We start from the raw sequence: 17625 nt of genomic DNA on the forward strand, positions 1-17625 counted from the left end.
GCGTGGAACTGCTTGGAAGGAACGCGCAGACATGAGTGAACGACGCGCCGACAAGACGACCATTGCCGATGTAGCGCGCCTGGCCGGCGTCAGCACCGCGACCGCCGGACGTGTCTTGGGCGGCTATGGCTATACCAGCGAAGAAATCCGCGACAAGGTGAAGAAATCCGCTGATATGTTGGGCTATCGCCCCAATCTGCTGGCACGCAGTCTTATCACCGGGCGCAGCAAGACCATAGGCGTTGTCGCGGGCGACATGCAAAGCCCGTTTTACGCCAGTATTCTGCGCGGTATTTCCGATGTGGTTCGTGCGCGCGGCTTTGGCTTGATCGTCACCAACAGCGATGAATCGATCGATCGTGAGCTGGAGGCAGTGGATCTTCTGCGCGAAAAGCAGGCCGACGGCATCATCATTGCGCCCTGTGATATTCTCAAGGCGCAGCACTTGCACGATGTCGTTGCCAGCGGCTGTCCGGTGGTTCAGATCGATCGCCGCGTGAAGGGATTGAAGGCGGATTCGGTGACCGTCAATGGCCGCCAGGCCGCCCACGCCGCAGTGACCCAAATGATTCTCGACGGCCACAGTCGGATTGGCGTACTGGCGGAACTCGAGCATGGCCGCTACAAGAATCTCAACGCATTTCTTCACGACCGCCAGCACAAGAAAATCGATATTTCATCGCTTTATCCGAGCTGGCAACGTCTGCTCGGCTATATCGAAGCGCATGAGGAAGCCGGGATCGCCTTTGATCCGAGCCTCGTTGGCCAGGTGGGCAGCTATTCGATCGATATTGCCCGCCAGCACGCCATCGCGTTGCTGACCCGGGAAACCCCGCCTTCAGCGCTGTTTACCACCGATGGATTGATGTCAGCCGGCGCCATGCTGGCAATCAGCGAACTCGATATTTCCATTCCGCAGCAACTGTCCGTGGTCTGCTTCGACGATCTGGACTGGATGTCGTTCTTTACCCCTAAACTGACGGCAATCCGGCAGCCGCTGCTCGAGGTTGGCGAAGCCGCGGCCCGTCTGGTCCTGGAGCGGCTCGATAGCGCCGATCGCGCGCAGCAGGATATCGTGCTGCATGCCGAATGGCAGCCCCGTTGTTCGCTCGCCCGCCATCCCGGTTGATCTGGCCGGTCTTAACCTCGAAAAGACATGCGCAGCGAGCTCAATCCTGCAACTCGGCTATAGGCTCGCCGAGATCAATCGGCGCGGCATGACCTGTACCACCATATTGGCCACATGTCGCCGCAGCAACGCGTGACGCCGCCTGTAGCAATGTTGCGGGCGCCTCGCCTTTCACCAGGCCATAAAGGGTGCGGGCGATGAAACTGTCACCAGCGCCTAACGTGTCAACCGCCACAATCGGCGTTGCTTCGGTATGGAAAACCCCTTGCGCACTGGCAAGAACTGCGCCCTTGGTGCCGCGGGTGACCAGCACCCAATCCGCGCCGCTCTCGCGCAGGCAGGCAATGGTCGCCGTAATCTCGTCCGGCGAAAGCTCACCGCCCGAAACAGCGGCCAGAAAGCATTTCGGGCCGATGCGTCGATAGTGTTCCACGTCGCGACGGGTGGAGAAATCATAGGACAGACGTTGCGGCGCAATGGCATCCAGCCAGCCGTCAAGGCCGCTCGACTGACCGATATGGACGGCATCGAACCGGCGCGCAAACTGAATATCGGCGGCGCTCGGCTCAAACATCGACACTCCGAGATCAAAGCGGATGAAATAGCGATCATTGTTACCGCGATGACCAATGATGCAATAGGCCGTCTTGCCTGTGCCCTCCATGCGCAGATGCGAAGTATCGACGTCCTCGTCGCGCAGTGCGGCCTGAATGACCCTTCCGGCCGCATCTGCGGCAACCACACCGATATAGGCCGCCTCGGCCCCAAAACGGCTCATATGGATAGCGACATTGACACAGTTACCGCCTGGAAACATTTCCCGACGCGAAATGTAACAATCGACGACATTATCGCCCATCGCCGCGATTTTGATCATTCTTATTTTCCCAATTGACAAGATGTGAGAACGTTCGCACACTAAAGTAGAACTGTCAATGTATCGCGGGGTTGGTACCGGGAAATGTTGCACTGGACCGGAACGGCTGCCGATCGGCGCAGCCAGGCTCTTCAAGACGCTGAAAAGAGGAATAGAATGCCCAAACAACTTCCTACCGATATTGCTGAAACCCTGAATGCGCTTGCGCAGCGGGATTTTTCGCATGTGTTTCTGGTTGCCTGCGGCGGATCGCTGTCAATCATGCATCCGGGCAAGTATTTGCTGGATCGCCATTCGGGACTGCTGACCTCTGATGTCTATAATGGCGAGGAGTTCGTCACACGCGACCCGCGTCGCCTCAACAGCGATGCCATTGTAATTCTGTGCTCCCAGACGGGCACCACCAAGGAAACGGTGCGGGCGGCAGAACATGCCCGTCGCCGGGGCGCCTGCGTGATCTCCCTGACGCTGGATCCGCAATCGCCGCTCGCCGCCGCCGCCGACCACGTGCTGCAATACCAGGCGTCCTACACCACCGGCATTCCGATCGATGGTGCCGACAGCAATTACAGCGTGCTTTACATGTTGCTGGCGGGCATTGTCGATTTACGCGACAAGACCAGCCTGCTGCCCAAACTGCTGGAAAGCCTGCCGGCACTGCAACCGGCCATTGAACGCGGTCAGCAGCATTTTGATGAAACCTTTACCAGATATGCAGAGCGCTACGGCCGCGAAAAAGTCGTGTACACCATGGCTAGCGGTCCGGTTTATGGCGCAGCCTATTCATTCTCCATCTGCGTGCTCATGGAAATGCTGTGGATCAACTCGCAAGCTATCCACGCCAATGAGTTCTTCCATGGCCCATTCGAAGTCGTCGATAAAAATGCCTGCTTCGTCGTCATGATTGGACTCGATGAAACGCGTGCGCTGGCCGAGCGTGGCCGGGATTTCCTGTACCGTTTCGGCGAGCCGGACAATATATTGGTGCTGGATGCAGCGAAACTCGATCTCGCTGACATAGATGACACTTTCAAGGGATATTTCGTGCCGTTGATTTTCTTCGATGCGCTTTGGAAATTTGCCTACAAACTGGCGGCGAAGCGTGAGCAGGTCATGCTGGATGGTCGCCGCTACATGAAAAAGATCACCGATTACTAAACAGCATCGGGTGCTGGTCCATCTCTGTTGAAGCTGGGCCGGCGCTGCGCGTAATTCTCACGAGACAGTCGAGCCGCTCAGCGTCGCCAAGGTCCTGGCGTGAGCCATCTGTTTCGCTGATTTACGGTGCTTCTCAACTAGAACTAATCACTTTTTTTGGCAAGCAAGAACCCAGAGGAGATAAAGTCCCCCTAATAGCCCGGTCGTAAGACCAATCGGCATTTTGATGCCGAATGGCACATGCTGGCTTAACAAGTCAGCAACCACCAGAAGGGTTGCCCCCATAAGGGCGCCCGAAATGAGTGGGACATTCGAACTCGCCGTCAGACGCCGGGCCAACTGTGGCGCTGCCAGAGCGACAAAGGAAATCGGTCCGGCGGATGCGGTAGCAACAGATGTTAGCGTGACCGCGACCAACACCATTGCCAGACGCGTACGCTCCGGCTGGATGCCGAGCTGGCATGCTGCATCATCGCCCATTTCCAAGATATTGACAGATTTGGCGTAATGAAGCGCCAACGGCACGGTTACCGCGAAACCGACCATTGCTGGGACAACATGTGCCCAGCTTCTTGTATTGAGTGATCCCGATAGCCAGAGTTGGGCCGACGCGGCCTGGTCCAGATCGCCCGCGACCAGAAGTACGGTATTGATGCCCGAAAGAATGGCCCCCACGCCAATTCCGACAAGGATAAGCCTATAGCCGCCGGTTCGTCGCCCCTTGACAGCCAACATAAACACAAGAACTGCCGCCGCCATTCCACTTGCAACGGCTGAAAGCGCTGTTTCAAGCGGACCGGCATTGAACAATATGATTTGTGCAATAGCGCCAGTTGCTGCACCTGTCGTAAAGCCGATCACGTCGGGCGAGCCAAGGGCATTGCGCGAGATTGATTGGAAGATCGCGCCTGCCATACCGAGTGAAGCACCCACAAACAAGGCTGTGACAAGGCGAGGTAAACGTACGCGCTGGATTATGCGATCGGCGGTCGCGTTGTCGCTTCCACCAACCAGACTCGAAATGACCTGGAAAGAGCTGAATGACATTGTACCTGTTGCGATATGGAAAACCGCAAGCAGCAGGATGGCTGCAAGCAAGAGGCAGCAGATCATCAATGGGCGCGATTTCCAGCGAACAGAAACAGGACCTATCCGAAATATATTCATTGATGTGCTCATAGTTTCGTCAACCGGAATTTGCGCACGACAAAGATAAAGAACGGCCCGCCGATCAACATGGAGACAATCCCGGCTGCAACTTCCGAAGGTGCTACAATCAGCCTTCCTATGATGTCAGCGCCTAGCAAAAGATTGGACGCCAGCAATGCGGAATATGGCAGTATCCAACGATAGTCCGGTCCAGTGATGGTCCGGGCCAGATGAGGAGCCACCAGTCCGACGAACGCGATGGGGCCAGCCCCAGCAGTGGCAGAACCTGCCAGAAGCATTACGGAAAGACAGGCCACAAGCCAGGTCACGTGCAGGTTGACGCCAAGCGCAGCACCAAAATCCCTGCCCAGCGCCATTGCATTCAGGTTTCCGGCGATCGACATCGCCACGCCAAGCCCTGCGATGACTGCCGGAGCCAGAATGGCGACGACATCAAGGCCGCGCCCCTCAACGGAGCCTGCGGCCCAGTGACGAAACTGGTCAAGGACAGCGAGCGGTGCATTGATGACAACAATGCCCGTGACCGATGCAAGCACAACCGACAATCCGGCTCCGGCCAGCACCAATTGCACGGGATTATTCGCTTTGCCGTGGGTGTCTCCGAGAATGAAGACGGCAATTCCTGCAAGAGCAGCGCCCGCAAATCCGAACCAGACATATTGCGCCATTGTCGTCAGGTTAAAGGTCACGATCCCCAGAATGACCGCGACGGCTGCACCTGCATTGATCCCCAGCAATCCTGGTTCGGCGAGCGGATTGCGCGTTACAGCCTGCATGATGGCGCCAGCGGTTCCAAGAGCCATCCCTGCGATGATTGCAACGATGGTGCGCGGGATACGCAGTTCGAGAATGACAAGATGTTCGTTGTTCGAAAAATCAGGCTGCCATAGCGCATGGATGGTCTCGGTAAGGGCGATTGACCGGGAGCCCAGAGCAAGGCTGCAAAGCGCCATAGCGGCTAAACTGGCGGCGACAATAACAAGACCCCGAACACGCCGCTTCTGCAATGGCATGATGAATTGTATCCGTCTGGGCATCATTTGCGAAAATTGGACGCGACAGCCTCGATCATCTGGAGACCGGAATAATAGTCGATACGGAATGAAGATGGTCCGAGAGGATAGACGTTATGATCGCGGACCGCAGGAAGGTTCGCCAGTACTGGATCTTCCAGCAATGCCTGAACGTCATTTTGTGAGCCGCGCAATAGAAAAATGCTCTTGCCTGTAATCGCTGCCGAGAGGTTCTCGTGGGAAATGAAATCGAAATCAGACCGGCGTCTGACATCCTTGGCTACCGTATCGGGCAAGCCATCGACCTTGAAACCCAATGCTTGCAGAAGCAGGGACTGCGGGCTTGAGGTTCTGCCGACCGAGTAACTGTTTCCGATATTGTAGCCGACGATTGTAACCGGTTCGTTGGGCGGCATAATCGTTGCAGCCACCTCTGCAACCTTGGCGTCGAAACGGGCGATCGTCGCGCCGGTCTCATCTTCCAACCCCAACGCTGTGCCGAGCTCAGTAGCAATCTCCTGCCAGCTCTGGTTGGAATAATTGACGACCAGCGTTGGAATGCCTTGCGCTTCCAATTCGCTATAATGTTGAACGACACTGTCGGCTCCGGTCGCCGATGCGATCAGCAGGTCCGGTTCAACCCCGATAATAGCTTCCATGTCGAATTCGAGATTGGGATATAGCACTTCGACGCCCCGCTCGTCGGCAACTTCTGCCCATTGAAGGAAGAAGCCCTTGTTATCTGTCAGTGGGCTCGGGGTCGTCGCGGCTGTCGCAACCAGAGGAGCGCCCATGGCCAGCAGTATACCGGTTATGCTGGGTGTGGTCGATACGATGCGAACGGGTTTGGTTTTCAGTACGAGTTCGCCCGCTTCATGCTTTACGGTACGTGGCCAGGCCTGTTCGGCGGCCATGACCGTCCGAGGTGGAGAAAACAGAATGACCATGGTGGCGAGAAGCAAGAAAATCGGACGTGCAGCTTGCATGGCTATTCTCCACCAACGCAAATTGGAAATCTTCAGATGGAAAGCTTTCCGAACGAACGCGCGACCAGCCAGCGTTTCGAATGGGAAAACACTGCGCCGTTATCGAACAAGGAGCGAGCGGTCTGCTTCGGCTCCGAAAACTGGAGCTGATTACTCCATATTGCAGAATGCGTTCTACAATGCAATACGAACAGCCACGTGATTTCCTCCAGGGACGACCAACCATGATGCAACGCCTGCATGCAGACGCCATTACATTGCGCTACGATGATCGGGTCATCGTCGAGAACTTGTCGATCATTATTCCCGATGCGTCTTTCACTGTCATTGTCGGTCCCAATGCGTGCGGGAAGTCCACATTGCTGCGTGCCTTGTCACGATTGCTTGCTCCGGTCAGTGGAAAAGTCGTGCTGGATGGCAGGAACATAAGCCATTTGCCGGCGAAGGAAGTCGCGCGCAGGCTTGGTCTTCTGCCACAAACCTCGGTCGCCCCAGACGGCATCACCGTTGCGGATCTGGTATCTCGAGGTCGGTATCCGCATCAGTCCTTTCTGCGGCAATGGTCAGTGGAGGACGAGGAAGCAGTAGCACGCGCCCTGGAAGTCACCCGTATTTCCGACCTCGCCAACCGTTCAGTCAACGAACTTTCCGGCGGCCAGCGTCAGCGCGTCTGGATTGCTCTTGTCCTGGCCCAGGAAACACCGATCCTTCTGCTCGATGAACCGACAACTTATCTCGATATCGCGCATCAGATCGAACTTCTGGAATTGCTGGCGGAACTTAACCGCGAGGGCCGGACTGTCGTTGCCGTACTACACGATCTCAATCATGCCTGCCGATATGCTTCACATCTGGTGGCCATGCGAAACGGGGCGATCATGGCGGAAGGCGCTCCATCCGAGATCGTTACAGAAAAGCTGATAGAAGATGTGTTCGGCCTTGCATCGGTAATCATTACCGATCCGGTTTCGGGAACGCCGCTCGTCGTCCCCCGAGGAACGCCCCCGCAATCTCCGTGACATTTCAATCGATGGCGTCGCCCCCCTCCCCGTCTACGATCCTTCCGCCAGTTGCCTGATTGACCAGTGACGCCTCATGAAAGAGCGCTCTCCGCTCGTCCTCGCTTCGCAATTGTCCAAGATCAGCCACCGTCGTCATGACGCAAACGATTTCCCGCTGCGCGTCGAAGACCGGTGCGGCCTGCCCTGTAACATTTGAAAGAAGATGGCTGGTCATTTCGGACCATCGTTCGTTGCGCACTTGGTCCAGCAATGACTTTGCCGGCGGGCTGCCCCGAAAGTGAGCTGGCTGTACCTTACGCGCTGCATCGACCGTAGCCTTGGGTAGAAAAGCCTGAAAAACCAGACCGCAAGCCGTATTATCGATGGGCAATGTGTCTCCCAGAGCCAGAGGATTGACCGAGAAATACGCACTTCGATACCAGCGCACGAGGGTCGGGCCACGATCTGTCCAGATAGCAACACCACCACTGACGGCATGTCGTTGCGAAAGGGCCTTCATGTGTTGCGCCGCAATCTCCACGGCGTCCACACGTTTCAAAGCGCCAATGCCGATGCTCAGCGCAGTCGGCCCCAGATCGTAAAGACCGCTCGCAGCGTCCTGTTTCGCAAGGCCTTCCTTGACAAGGCTCTGCAGATAACGATGCGCTGTCGATCCTCCCGTCTTTGCCCGTCGAGCGACTTCGCCCAACGCAAGCTCGGTTTCAGCATTGGCCAGAATCCGGAGAAAGCGCGCGGCAATGGAAACCGACTGTATTGTACCCGAGCGTTTTTCACTCGTGGTGTCGCTCTCATCGGACAGGTCGTTCTCGTTCAAATGCTTTGCCTCCTCCGCGGTAATAGCAAAACAATGTTTAGCGACAAGCCGTTGGAAAGTCATGCCCTCTGCATTGCGAATGCGATGGGCGAACCTCGAGGGTTTTGGACGGATTGAATTGGCCCTCCCTCACTGTTGCGGGCATGCAACACATATCGGAGGCTTGATATTATACTGTATTGCGGCATGCATTCCTTATTGCGGAATGACACCCTTATGCTTTAACAGAACATGACTAATATACTCATGTTTGGGGCGACTTATGAATATCCGTTTGAATCGTGGCTTGATGTCCAGCGCCAGTGCACTCACGCTGGCGGTGTTTGTGGTAACGCCTGCGCTTGCCCAGGAGGCTGCGAAAGCCAGCTCCGATGCGATTGTGCTTGATACTGTGGTCGTGACAGGGGAAAAAGTTGCGCGCGACATCAAGAACACGGCGTCATCTGTCACCGTCATTTCGGCCAAGGAAATCGACAAGGAAAAGACAGGCGATTCATCCGTGGCTGAAGTGATCGCGAACGTTCCGAACGTCATCTATACCGACAATGTCGGCGCTCCTATTATTCGCGGGCAGGATACGCAGGGCCCAAACACAGGGCAGAACGTGTTCTGGGGCGGCACCGTGCCGCGCGCCACGATCAATCTCGATGGGCATTATCTGAATTATAACGAATATTACTTCGGCGCGACTTCGGTGTCGGACCTCGATAGTATCGAGGTGTTCCGTGGCCCACAGACTACATCTCAGGGTGCGAATGCAATTGCAGGTGCGATCATCGTGAACACCAAGGACCCGGTATTCACACGTGAAGGTGCTTATCAGGTCGAGATCGGCAACTACAATACCAAACGCACCTCAATCATGCTGAACAGTCCCATCTACAAGGATGAGCTGGCCGCGCGCCTCGCGATCGACTATTCGGGCCGCGATACCTTCATCGACTATATCAGCCCCAACTTCATTTCCGAAAAGACAAATCAGGATTTCGAGGCGTTGAATGCACGGCTGAAACTGCTGTGGGAACCAGCGGAGATACCAGGCCTTACGGCAAAGCTGACCTATTCCCACAATCGATCCAACCGTCCAAGCCAGGAAGCAGCATCCGCACCATTCGATGAGCTCGAACATCTGACCACGACCATGCCAAGCTGGAAGCAGGATACCAATACAGGCATCCTTGATGTCGGCTATGATTTCGGCAACGGCGTGAAATTCTACAATCAGGCGCAATATTCCGCCTCCTCGGTGCATCGCCATACCGGCATTGCGAATAACGGCAAGGCCGATATCAATCAGAAGAACATTTCCAATGAGTCTCGTATCACGTTTGGCGAGCAGGAAGACGTCATCAGCGGTGTCGCCGGTATTTTCTACGCCAATACCAAGTCGGACGAGTTCATGCTGCTTCAAGGCACGACGACGTTTGACGATACGAAAGACAATCTGGGGCTTTTTGCCGAAGTGAGCTACCGGCTCGATGACCAGTGGACGTTGACCGGTGGGATACGTTACCAGCAGGATCGTGTACAGCGCATCGGAAAATCGGCACTGGCGCCAACGCCACTCGATTACGACGAAACATTCTCCGCGCTCTTGCCAAAGGTATCGCTGGCATATGCTGTCACCCCCGATCTGACGATCGGAGCGTTGGTCAGCAAAGGTTACAACCCCGGCGGGGTTTCCCTCAATCTCAATTCGCGGCAGTGGAAGCCTTTTGAGGATGAGACACTGTGGAACTACGAGTTGTTCACGCGCGCCAATCTGCTCGACGACAAGCTCACGCTGACAGGCAATCTGTTCTACATGGACTTCAAGAACGCCCAGTACAACATTCCTGTCGTCGTCTCTCCCGGTGTGGCGCAATCCTATACGATCAATGCCGAAAAGGCTCATGCCTATGGTCTTGAAATGGGGCTCGACTATCAGCTTTTGTCTAATCTGACGATCAAGACAAGTGCTGGTATTCTCCGCACCGAAATCGACGAAATTTCGAGCAATGTAAGCTATGAGGGCAATGAGTTCGCCAAGTCTCCCGGTTATATGTTCAGCATCGGTGCGAGCTGGGATGCAACGGAAAAGCTCAATATCTCCGGACAGGTTCGCCACACTGACGGCTACTATTCAGACCTTGCCAATACACCGATCTATGTCGTGGACGCCTATACGATTGCCGACGCGCGAGTGAGCTATGATTTCCATGAATCGCTGCAGCTTTATGGCTATGTGAAGAATATCTTCGACGAGCGCACTCCAACCTATCTGCAGCAGAACCGCGGCATTGGTGGCATCGAGGCAAGTATAACCACGCCACGCACATTCGGCGTCGGTATCAAGGGCACGTTCTAAGTATCCTGTAAAACCGCCAACCAGTCGGTCACATCTGTGGTCGACACAGCTTTTTATATGCATTAACGGGAGCCTGGAATGGGTGCGCAACGGAAACTTCACATTGGTATGTCGCTGGCACCGACCTGGCTGAGTGGCGACGGGTGGCGGCATCCGGACAGCAACATCGAAGGGACATTCGGCTCGGACTTTTACGTCGATATCGCCCGACGTGCGGAAGCAGCAAAACTTGATTTCGTATTCCGTCCCGATAGCCTTTTCATGAACCATCAGATCATGGAAACCACTCCGGGCTTCGGCAGCATGGATGCAACGCTCGTCATGGCGACACTGGCTCGGGAGACTTCGCATATCGGTCTTCTGACCACGATATCGACAACTTTCATGCCGCCTTATGTCGTTGCTCGTCAGGTCCAGTCCCTGCACTGGCTCAGCAAAGGCCGGGCCGGTTGGAACATTGTTACGGCACTCGATGGCAACGAGAATTTCGGTTTGACGGAAATGCCTTCATCTGACGAACGCTATGCAAGGGCAGCCGAATTCACCGGCGTCGTGCGTGATTTGTGGAAGAGTTTTCCCGGATCGGCCTTGAAACGTGATCGTGAAAGTGGCCGCTTTGCGGATACGGCAGCCATACATCCGATAGACCACGAAGGTACCTTTTACCGGGTTAAGGGTCCGCTCAATGTCCCCTCCGTTCAAGATGTTCCCATTCCGCTTATTCAGGCTGGCGCGTCACCGGCAGGGCGCGACTTTGCGGCATCCGTTGCCGACGCCGTCTTTTCCGCGACCCCGGATATGGAAGCGGCAATCGATCTTCGCCGCAATCTTCGCGACCGTGCGCAATTCCATGGCCGAAAGCCGAACGACGTCCGCCTGCTCCCCGGTCTCAGCCTCTATTTGGCACCAACGCGGAAAGAAGCGGATGAACTGTTCGCCTACACGCATGCGCGAGGTGATCGGGCTCGAAAAATCGCATTCATCCACGAAATGACCGGCCTCGACCTATCGAAATGGCCCGCAAATCGTCTCATTCGACCGGACGACCTGCCACCTCGACCGGAAAAGGTTCGAAGCAAAACCCATGCAGGATTGCTTCGGCGTTTGTTACAGCGTGAAGAGCTTTCACTAGATGAACTCTTGCGCAGACCAGAGGTTATCAGCGCCGCACACTGGCAGGTCATCGGCACGGTGGATGATGCTGCCAAAGACATTCGCAAATGGTTTGAAGCAGGTGCGATCGACGGGTTCATAACCGCGCCGGGTGGCTCAACCGGATCAATGCGGCTAGCGCTTGATGAACTCATGCCAAGGCTTAGCGAAGAAGGATTGCTGCGTTCAGAATATTCAGGAGATACGTTCTTCGGGCATCTCACGGAGTAAGGCGGTTCTCGTACAAAAGATGGAACGGATTCTTAAAAAGACGCCTTCCAGCCGAGTTGTTTCCGATCTCTCAGGCATTCAGCATCGTAGACCGAAATCATCAGGATTGGGGTGGGAACAAGATCTGTTCCCACAAACACGATAAGGCAAACGATAGCCGCCCTGGGTATTCTCCTGACGGAACGGCGGCTAGGTTTGTGACAAATCCAGCCCGTTCGGCAGCGCGATCCAGATGACAGTCTGTGCTTTCGACGAATGACGTGACAAGTATCTTTTGCCATGTACGTCCTGGACCAGCACAAAACTGCCTGCCGGAACATGGCGGACCTCGCCATCGCTCGTCTCATAATCTACTGATCCGTCCAGCCTGACAGTTGGAACCGGCTCAGGGACTTTACGCCAAATAACCTCACGCATACCGGCCGGGATATGGGTGACCCGGATGCGGAAGGCCGGATAGCTGGCCGTTACGTCAAAGGGCGCTCTCCTCCACGACCTGCCTCCGCTCCCGAACCTGATCGGACTCAAGGCCGGCATATTGCTTCTTCCATCGATAATAGGCAATCCCAGCTCTACCTGCTTCAACGCCGCGACGATCTGCTCCGTCGAATACCATCTCTTCTTCATGGCAAATTCTCCTTCTCAAATCGGGAAAATCCACCGGAAAAATAACATTAAATCCGGACCATTTTAACACGGGCACGTCACACACTTTTCCGCGCCTGATCACATCCGGACCATCTTCAGGGCTAGCGATGCTGAATTCAACGCCCCAACATCAACGCCGTCGCAAACGAGATTTCCGATTCCATGCAATAATGTGACAGCCATCACTATTCCCTATAGCTCACCTAAATCGATCGAAGTTTTACGCCCTGTCAGTTCTCAGAACCATCCTGCTTCGCTTTTAACCGCTCATTCAATAGGAGCTTGAGCCGCGCATTTTCCGCTTCCAGCTCTTCCAGTTCTTCGTCTGTCACCGGTCCATCTTCAGTCTTGGAACTTGGCCTTTTCGCACGAAGCCGCTTTTGTGGTGATTTGCGAATGGGAGGTAAGGTGACAGTTTCATCTATCCCCTCCTCTTTCCGCTCGGGCTCCACAACAACTGGCGCTTCTTGAGGGACCTTCGGCTCTTCAGCGAACGATAATACCTCCTGAAGAGGTGCCAGTTCAACCTGCCGGATTGCCTTGTCACTCTCTTCGTCGGGATCTTTGGTCGTAACTTTGATGGATAGTCGCGTTGGCAATATAGGTTCAGGCTGCTCAGGGCTTTCACTGGCCGCCGGTCCAGCGTCTGGCATTTCGTCCGGCAAAGCCGGCTTCTTCCGCGATCGCCAGCTTTTCAATCCCGCAATAAGACGCTTACCCAGTGACTTCATCGTGATCGACCTCCCTATACCTGCCGCAACAGTACGCAGAAATGCTGTCAGCTTAAGCCTGACAACACAATAGTTTTGGCAACCATAGCTCTTACACATGTCACCAGAACGCGTGAACAGATCAGTTATGAGGCCAGCAGAGCAGTCTTAGCGACCGTTTCTCTATTGCTTTTCCAATCGTCGAAGCATTTTGAGCAACTGCCTGTTCTCCATGCGTAATCTGGCGGCCAGTTCACGTTTCAGATCGGCATTCTCTATTTCAAGAGCTGACAATTCAGCCTGAATATCAGGCTCGGCAAACACCCGAATTGCCGCTTGTTGTTTCTGCGGAGCTGATTTTTTCATACCACGTCGAACAGACGGCTTTTTCTCACTGACAACAGGATTTCCCACCATGTTTTCCGTTTGCAGCTCTTCCATTGTAAGGGGTGCTTCTTCCGGTTTCGAGGCGTCCATGTTGGAAAGTTCTTGCTCGCTCAAAGCCTCTTCAACTTGCTCGATGACCGGCTCAGTTTGCGACACAGCATTTATGGTCGTAGTCTCAGTTTTGCGTTCAATCGGCTTGGATAGATCAGGCTGGACCTGAGCGTCCATAGGAGATTGGGGCGCATCCGCTTCCACTTGTTCGGTGATCGACTTCAGATCCAGATTCCCCCACAAAGATGACGAGCCCTTGCGAGTACGCTTGTTCTTATAATCAACGACAACATTGCGGATTCGATTTTTCATCCGTGAGTAGCTTTCCCGAGGAAATTTGAAGGTACGCTCTACGCGCGTCAAAGGGCTTTTAGCAGTAGCTACATATTATGCGGCGGATTTTCAACACTCAACAGAATGTCCGACCTGATCGATATGCCCTGAAAGCAAGTTTATCTCATCTTGAACACATGATGTACACGGCCTTATTGTTACATCAACCATTGACCTGTATTTTTGACGCCTAAATGAATTTCCAAACATCGATCTGGAGAAGCATACCATGGCAGACGAAACCATTGCAGCAGTAAACGAGACACCAGTTGAGGTTAGAACCGCCGAGCCTGTAGGCATCACGAAGAAAACCCGTGCGTCACGCAAAAAAGCTGAGCCTAGGCCCGCAAAGGCGGCTACAGCACCTGCCGCTAAAACTACCAGGGCCGCAGCAAAATCAGCCTCCGTTGCAGCAGAGCCAGCCACCCGCACGGTCAAGAAATATACTCCCGCACAACGCACTTCAATTCTTGCTTCCGTTGAAAAGGCGACCAAAAGTGGCAAGACCACATTGAAAGCCGCGCTGCAGCAGTTGGAAGTCAGCGAACAGACTTATTACAACTGGAAGAACGCCGCCGGAAAAACAGCACCGGCAGCAGCAAAGGCAAAAACGACAGCGGGGGCGAGCGACGATCTAAAGGCCCTGATTGCGCTTGAAGCGGAAAACCTGAAGCTGCGCAAGGAACTCGCCGCAAAACTGCGCGCAGAAAACGAAGAACTGCGCAGACGTCTCGGACAGGCTTGAGACTAATTGCAATCGTAGTATCTGCGAAAGCGCCATCAGAACAGGTGACTTCCTACACGCCGGTCACCTGTTCGCATTTCAGTGAAAGAAATCCGGACCCGTTGCTTTCTCTTTTGAGAAGTCATCCAACACGGCCGTGAGTTATGATCGAATTCGCATTTGACTTAGATTGACGGAGCCGCCCATGCTTTTAAACGACGCTCAAGCCCAGGCGCTCTACAAAGCGATACAAGCCCTGAATGAAGGTGGCTGCCAGCTACTTACGGCTTCCTTTGACGCATTTGCCCTCGGTGAGGCAATCATTGACGTTTGCACGCACACTGATGATCGCATCGAACTGCGATCTGCAGGCAATGTACTGAAGTACACGTCGACCTATCCGCTTTCGCAGCTGCCTATCGTTTGCAAGCACTGTGATTGCTTAAGCGAAGAATGACATTGTTTTTGATTTCAGTTTTCTATCTATAAAATCTTCGTCCAGACCGCTCGACGGAGACTTAACAGAAGTCAATTAAAGAAAGCGCTTGGCCTCTAGACAGGGTCATCGTCCGATGACGGACTTTTTTGCTATTTCCAAGGCCTTCCGTGCATTGTTCTCAGCGGCCTCCTCAGTCGGTGCGGCCGACTGGATTGTGAGCCTGTCTCCGGCTTCTACGACAAAAATATTCACCCCTTTCAGGCCACCTACATTCGGAAGGCGGATAAGTCGCCCAATTGCAGGGGAGAGGTCGATTTTCTCAATCTTGAACCCGATTTTTTCGGAACTGACGTCCAGCTCTGTGAGATAACCTTCGTCCGTTCTGTTTTCTTGCCCTTGCTCGTCGACATGGCGATCGATAGCGATCATCAAATGCTGGTCGTCATCTGTTCCGCAGCAGGACATCCGAAAGTTAGTCGGTTCTTCCGCATGATGCGCGGAGGCATCGAAAATTGACCAGAACTCCTGCTTGATGGGCGTCAGCTCATGGATTTTGAAACCGTCGGCCCGCACGGGGACATTAATTCCGGCAAGTGCAATCGCGATGACGACCGCTATAAAAGTTCTATTGTTCATTCAGGGCACCATTACATTAATTTAAGCGCGGCCAAGTTAGGTCTGAACCATTGCGCTTAGACCGAACCCAAGCAAGTGGTTTCACGCCTCTTGCAGAGGTGGTTTGGCTCGCCGGGACTACCACTTTCTTGTCCGGCAGGAAGCTCATTCTCCGATTTTGGCATTGGCCTGGAGTGCTATCGTGGAGAGATTGGAACGACAGGCCCAATAATTTTATTTAACCGTTCTTCGGGCCCGATCTCTTCGGCAGTCCTATTCTTGATCAATGTAAATCCCACCGTAAGCTACGGATTGCTGGCCTATTTCAAGGCGGAGAAACGAGGACGGATGGCCTATTGGGGACGAATTATTGCGGCTGCAACCGCCACAATAGCGCTCGCAGCAATCAGTTATTACCACTTCCCGCTAGGCGTTTTGTTTCCAATCACCATCCTGCTGATGATCTACAGTGAATGGAGCAGTCGTACGCCCAAGCTATAAATACGGGGCTCACTACTGGGATGGATTTGAGAAACCAAGGCGTAAAATTTGCTATACCATTAAATTCGTAGACACCCAGCTTTGTCATTGGGGAGACCTATTGGCGGGGAACGATCTTGCCGCTTTTGTGAGCCTTCGTTGTAACCGATCATCGTCCGATGTCTCATTCAGCGCCGCATCTATGGCCTCCTGCCCGGACTTTCGCATCATCACGAGACCAAAGATTGCGGCCTCGCTTACCTTTTCGTCGTCAGTCCGCTTCAGGATGGCTACATAGGCGGAGGACAACCGTGGATCATTGTGAAAGCTACTGTTCGTAAGCCTCATTATATCAGTTATCTCATCTGGATCGTTGGAAGCCTGCAAAGCGGCAAATAACTGCTTCTCACCGGGCTCGCCGGTGGCCCGCATTGCAGATACAAGTTCGGCTCTCTCCTCAATCCTATGTGCCCGGTTGAATGCATCCGCAAGCGCACTAGCGACGCGATCGCTGCCGTCGGTCTGTTTCCTGACTTTACCGGCGGCGAGGCTCAATTCGACTTCTGTTCGGGCGGAAGCGAGATCTTTCAAGGCAGATTCCAGCAAAGCGTCATTTTTTAAGCCCGCCTTCCCGAGTGTTCGCGCAGCCGACTGACGTGCGCCAGCGTTGTCAGATTTAAGCAAATCCTGCATTTTGGCAATCGACCGTTCACTGAGGTCCGTATCGGCGAGCAAATGTGCCAGATCTCCGCTGAACCTGTCATTGGTGCTGGCGTAGAATGCGTTGTGTACAAGAGGTAGAGCCTCTTCCCCCTGATAGACGATTGCTGCCGAAGTGGTGGCTCGCAAGGCTTCGTTTTCCGTTCGCTCCAGCAGGGCGAGTAATCCCGGACCGAATTCGGCGGGATGAGGAGCTACAACGGTGAAATTGGCAAGATTGGCTTCAAGTTGCAGGTTTCTCGTTTCAAAAAGAAGTCTTCCGATAAGAGAGACTAGTTCAGGCGGCAACTCGATTGGCTCTCGCTTGAATTTCATCGGACCAATAATTCCGGCAAGGAGATAGGTGACCTCGATACGCTCATCGTCGTCCTTGGCTGCAGCTAGACGTTTTGTCAGACTCGGCAACGCGTTAGGGCCAAGTGCAATGATGCTGCGCGTTGCAGCAAAATATGCATCTTCGCTTTGGGCAGACGCCATCGCATCAAAAGCGTTCTGAACAGACGTTTCAACTGTGTCAGCCCAGGACGGAGCACTCGCCGATAGAAATATCGCAATCAGACAAGCGGTTGAGAAGGGGGTCTTCATAGTTTTTGGGCATTCCTGAATTTGAGTTTCCGAG

Annotated in this window: 18 protein-coding genes and 1 pseudogene; 8 read left to right on the plus strand and 11 right to left on the minus strand. The window is 54.2% G+C overall.

Features of this window, described 5'->3' with window-relative positions; all coding sequences use genetic code 11:
- The first annotated feature begins 31 nt into the window (after positions 1-31).
- Entirely contained in the window at positions 32-1129 is a 1098-nt protein-coding gene (locus tag ACOWVS_RS20745) for a LacI family DNA-binding transcriptional regulator (protein ID WP_006469938.1), read from the plus strand.
- 40 nt (positions 1130-1169) lie between these two features.
- Here the strand turns inward: ACOWVS_RS20745 and ACOWVS_RS20750 are convergent, their stop codons facing one another.
- Positions 1170-2231, minus strand: a complete 1062-nt coding sequence (locus ACOWVS_RS20750; protein ID WP_077684364.1) for a PfkB family carbohydrate kinase — start codon at positions 2229-2231, stop codon at positions 1170-1172.
- Here ACOWVS_RS20750 and ACOWVS_RS20755 point away from each other — a divergent pair.
- Positions 2163-3164, plus strand: coding sequence for an SIS domain-containing protein (locus tag ACOWVS_RS20755; RefSeq protein ID WP_075042217.1), 1002 nt, complete (start codon positions 2163-2165; stop codon positions 3162-3164). The two genes, ACOWVS_RS20750 and ACOWVS_RS20755, sit on opposite strands and share 69 nt — an antisense overlap.
- A 147-nt stretch (positions 3165-3311) precedes the next feature.
- Here ACOWVS_RS20755 and ACOWVS_RS20760 read toward each other — a convergent pair whose 3' ends face one another.
- The 3 genes from ACOWVS_RS20760 to fepB are packed head-to-tail and all read right to left on the minus strand — an operon-like array spanning position 3312 to position 6333.
- A complete protein-coding gene (locus tag ACOWVS_RS20760; RefSeq protein WP_235691698.1) occupies positions 3312-4331 on the minus strand; it encodes a FecCD family ABC transporter permease in 1020 nt (339 codons plus the stop codon).
- An 8-nt stretch (positions 4332-4339) separates the two neighbouring features.
- On the minus strand, positions 4340-5347 hold the full coding sequence (locus tag ACOWVS_RS20765; protein WP_036565062.1) for a FecCD family ABC transporter permease: 1008 nt from the start codon (positions 5345-5347) through the stop codon (positions 4340-4342).
- A 23-nt stretch (positions 5348-5370) separates the two neighbouring features.
- Positions 5371-6333, minus strand: coding sequence for a Fe2+-enterobactin ABC transporter substrate-binding protein (fepB, locus tag ACOWVS_RS20770; RefSeq protein WP_075042218.1), 963 nt, complete (start codon positions 6331-6333; stop codon positions 5371-5373).
- Positions 6334-6557: 224 nt separating this feature from the next.
- Here fepB and ACOWVS_RS20775 point away from each other — a divergent pair, with 224 nt between their 5' ends.
- Positions 6558-7352: an ABC transporter ATP-binding protein gene (locus tag ACOWVS_RS20775; protein ID WP_006471513.1), complete on the plus strand. Its 795-nt coding sequence runs from the start codon at positions 6558-6560 to the stop codon at positions 7350-7352.
- Between the two features lie 4 nt (positions 7353-7356).
- Here ACOWVS_RS20775 and ACOWVS_RS20780 read toward each other — a convergent pair whose 3' ends face one another.
- On the minus strand, positions 7357-8169 hold the full coding sequence (locus ACOWVS_RS20780; protein WP_006471512.1) for an IclR family transcriptional regulator: 813 nt from the start codon (positions 8167-8169) through the stop codon (positions 7357-7359).
- Positions 8170-8431: 262 nt separating this feature from the next.
- Between ACOWVS_RS20780 and ACOWVS_RS20785 the strand changes: the two genes are divergently transcribed.
- Positions 8432-10516, plus strand: coding sequence for a TonB-dependent receptor (locus ACOWVS_RS20785; protein WP_075042219.1), 2085 nt, complete (start codon positions 8432-8434; stop codon positions 10514-10516).
- Positions 10517-10594: 78 nt separating this feature from the next.
- Positions 10595-11899, plus strand: coding sequence for an NtaA/DmoA family FMN-dependent monooxygenase (locus ACOWVS_RS20790; RefSeq protein ID WP_006469929.1), 1305 nt, complete (start codon positions 10595-10597; stop codon positions 11897-11899).
- Between the two features lie 189 nt (positions 11900-12088).
- Here the strand turns inward: ACOWVS_RS20790 and ACOWVS_RS20795 are convergent, their stop codons facing one another.
- The 4 genes and pseudogenes from ACOWVS_RS20795 to ACOWVS_RS20810 all read right to left on the minus strand — a co-directional run bounded on the left by ACOWVS_RS20795 (position 12089) and on the right by ACOWVS_RS20810 (position 14007).
- On the minus strand, positions 12089-12436 hold the full coding sequence (locus tag ACOWVS_RS20795) for a hypothetical protein (RefSeq protein ID WP_050791049.1): 348 nt from the start codon (positions 12434-12436) through the stop codon (positions 12089-12091).
- A pseudogene (locus ACOWVS_RS20800) lies at positions 12381-12526 on the minus strand (IS3 family transposase); the annotation flags it as partial. The gene ACOWVS_RS20795 and the pseudogene ACOWVS_RS20800, both read right to left, overlap by 56 nt.
- A gap of 251 nt (positions 12527-12777) precedes the next feature.
- Positions 12778-13278 carry a hypothetical protein gene (locus ACOWVS_RS20805; RefSeq protein WP_006471510.1) on the minus strand — a complete coding sequence of 167 codons (501 nt, stop codon included), beginning with the start codon at positions 13276-13278 and terminating at the stop codon, positions 12778-12780.
- Between the two features lie 162 nt (positions 13279-13440).
- Entirely contained in the window at positions 13441-14007 is a 567-nt protein-coding gene (locus ACOWVS_RS20810; protein WP_006471509.1) for a hypothetical protein, read from the minus strand.
- A gap of 250 nt (positions 14008-14257) precedes the next feature.
- On the opposite strand from ACOWVS_RS20810, the gene ACOWVS_RS20815 reads away from it, so the two are divergent.
- Both ACOWVS_RS20815 and ACOWVS_RS20820 read left to right on the plus strand, forming a co-directional pair.
- Positions 14258-14773: a transposase gene (locus ACOWVS_RS20815; RefSeq protein WP_006469922.1), complete on the plus strand. Its 516-nt coding sequence runs from the start codon at positions 14258-14260 to the stop codon at positions 14771-14773.
- 184 nt (positions 14774-14957) lie between these two features.
- A complete protein-coding gene (locus ACOWVS_RS20820) occupies positions 14958-15209 on the plus strand; it encodes a hypothetical protein (RefSeq protein WP_006471508.1) in 252 nt (83 codons plus the stop codon).
- Positions 15210-15314: 105 nt separating this feature from the next.
- On the opposite strand, the gene ACOWVS_RS20825 is transcribed toward ACOWVS_RS20820, so the two are convergent.
- Positions 15315-15827 (minus strand): hypothetical protein, encoded by a 513-nt coding sequence (locus tag ACOWVS_RS20825; protein WP_006469920.1) that lies wholly within the window; start codon positions 15825-15827, stop codon positions 15315-15317.
- A 258-nt stretch (positions 15828-16085) separates the two neighbouring features.
- Here ACOWVS_RS20825 and ACOWVS_RS20830 point away from each other — a divergent pair, with 258 nt between their 5' ends.
- A complete protein-coding gene (locus tag ACOWVS_RS20830; protein WP_128570247.1) occupies positions 16086-16307 on the plus strand; it encodes a hypothetical protein in 222 nt (73 codons plus the stop codon).
- Between the two features lie 84 nt (positions 16308-16391).
- Here ACOWVS_RS20830 and ACOWVS_RS20835 read toward each other — a convergent pair whose 3' ends face one another.
- Positions 16392-17591 (minus strand): hypothetical protein, encoded by a 1200-nt coding sequence (locus ACOWVS_RS20835; protein ID WP_006471507.1) that lies wholly within the window; start codon positions 17589-17591, stop codon positions 16392-16394.
- Between the last annotated feature and the right edge of the window lie 34 nt (positions 17592-17625).

Origin of the sequence: Brucella sp. IR068, assembly GCF_049065885.1 — a bacterium.
Classification (GTDB): domain Bacteria; phylum Pseudomonadota; class Alphaproteobacteria; order Rhizobiales; family Rhizobiaceae; genus Brucella; species Brucella intermedia.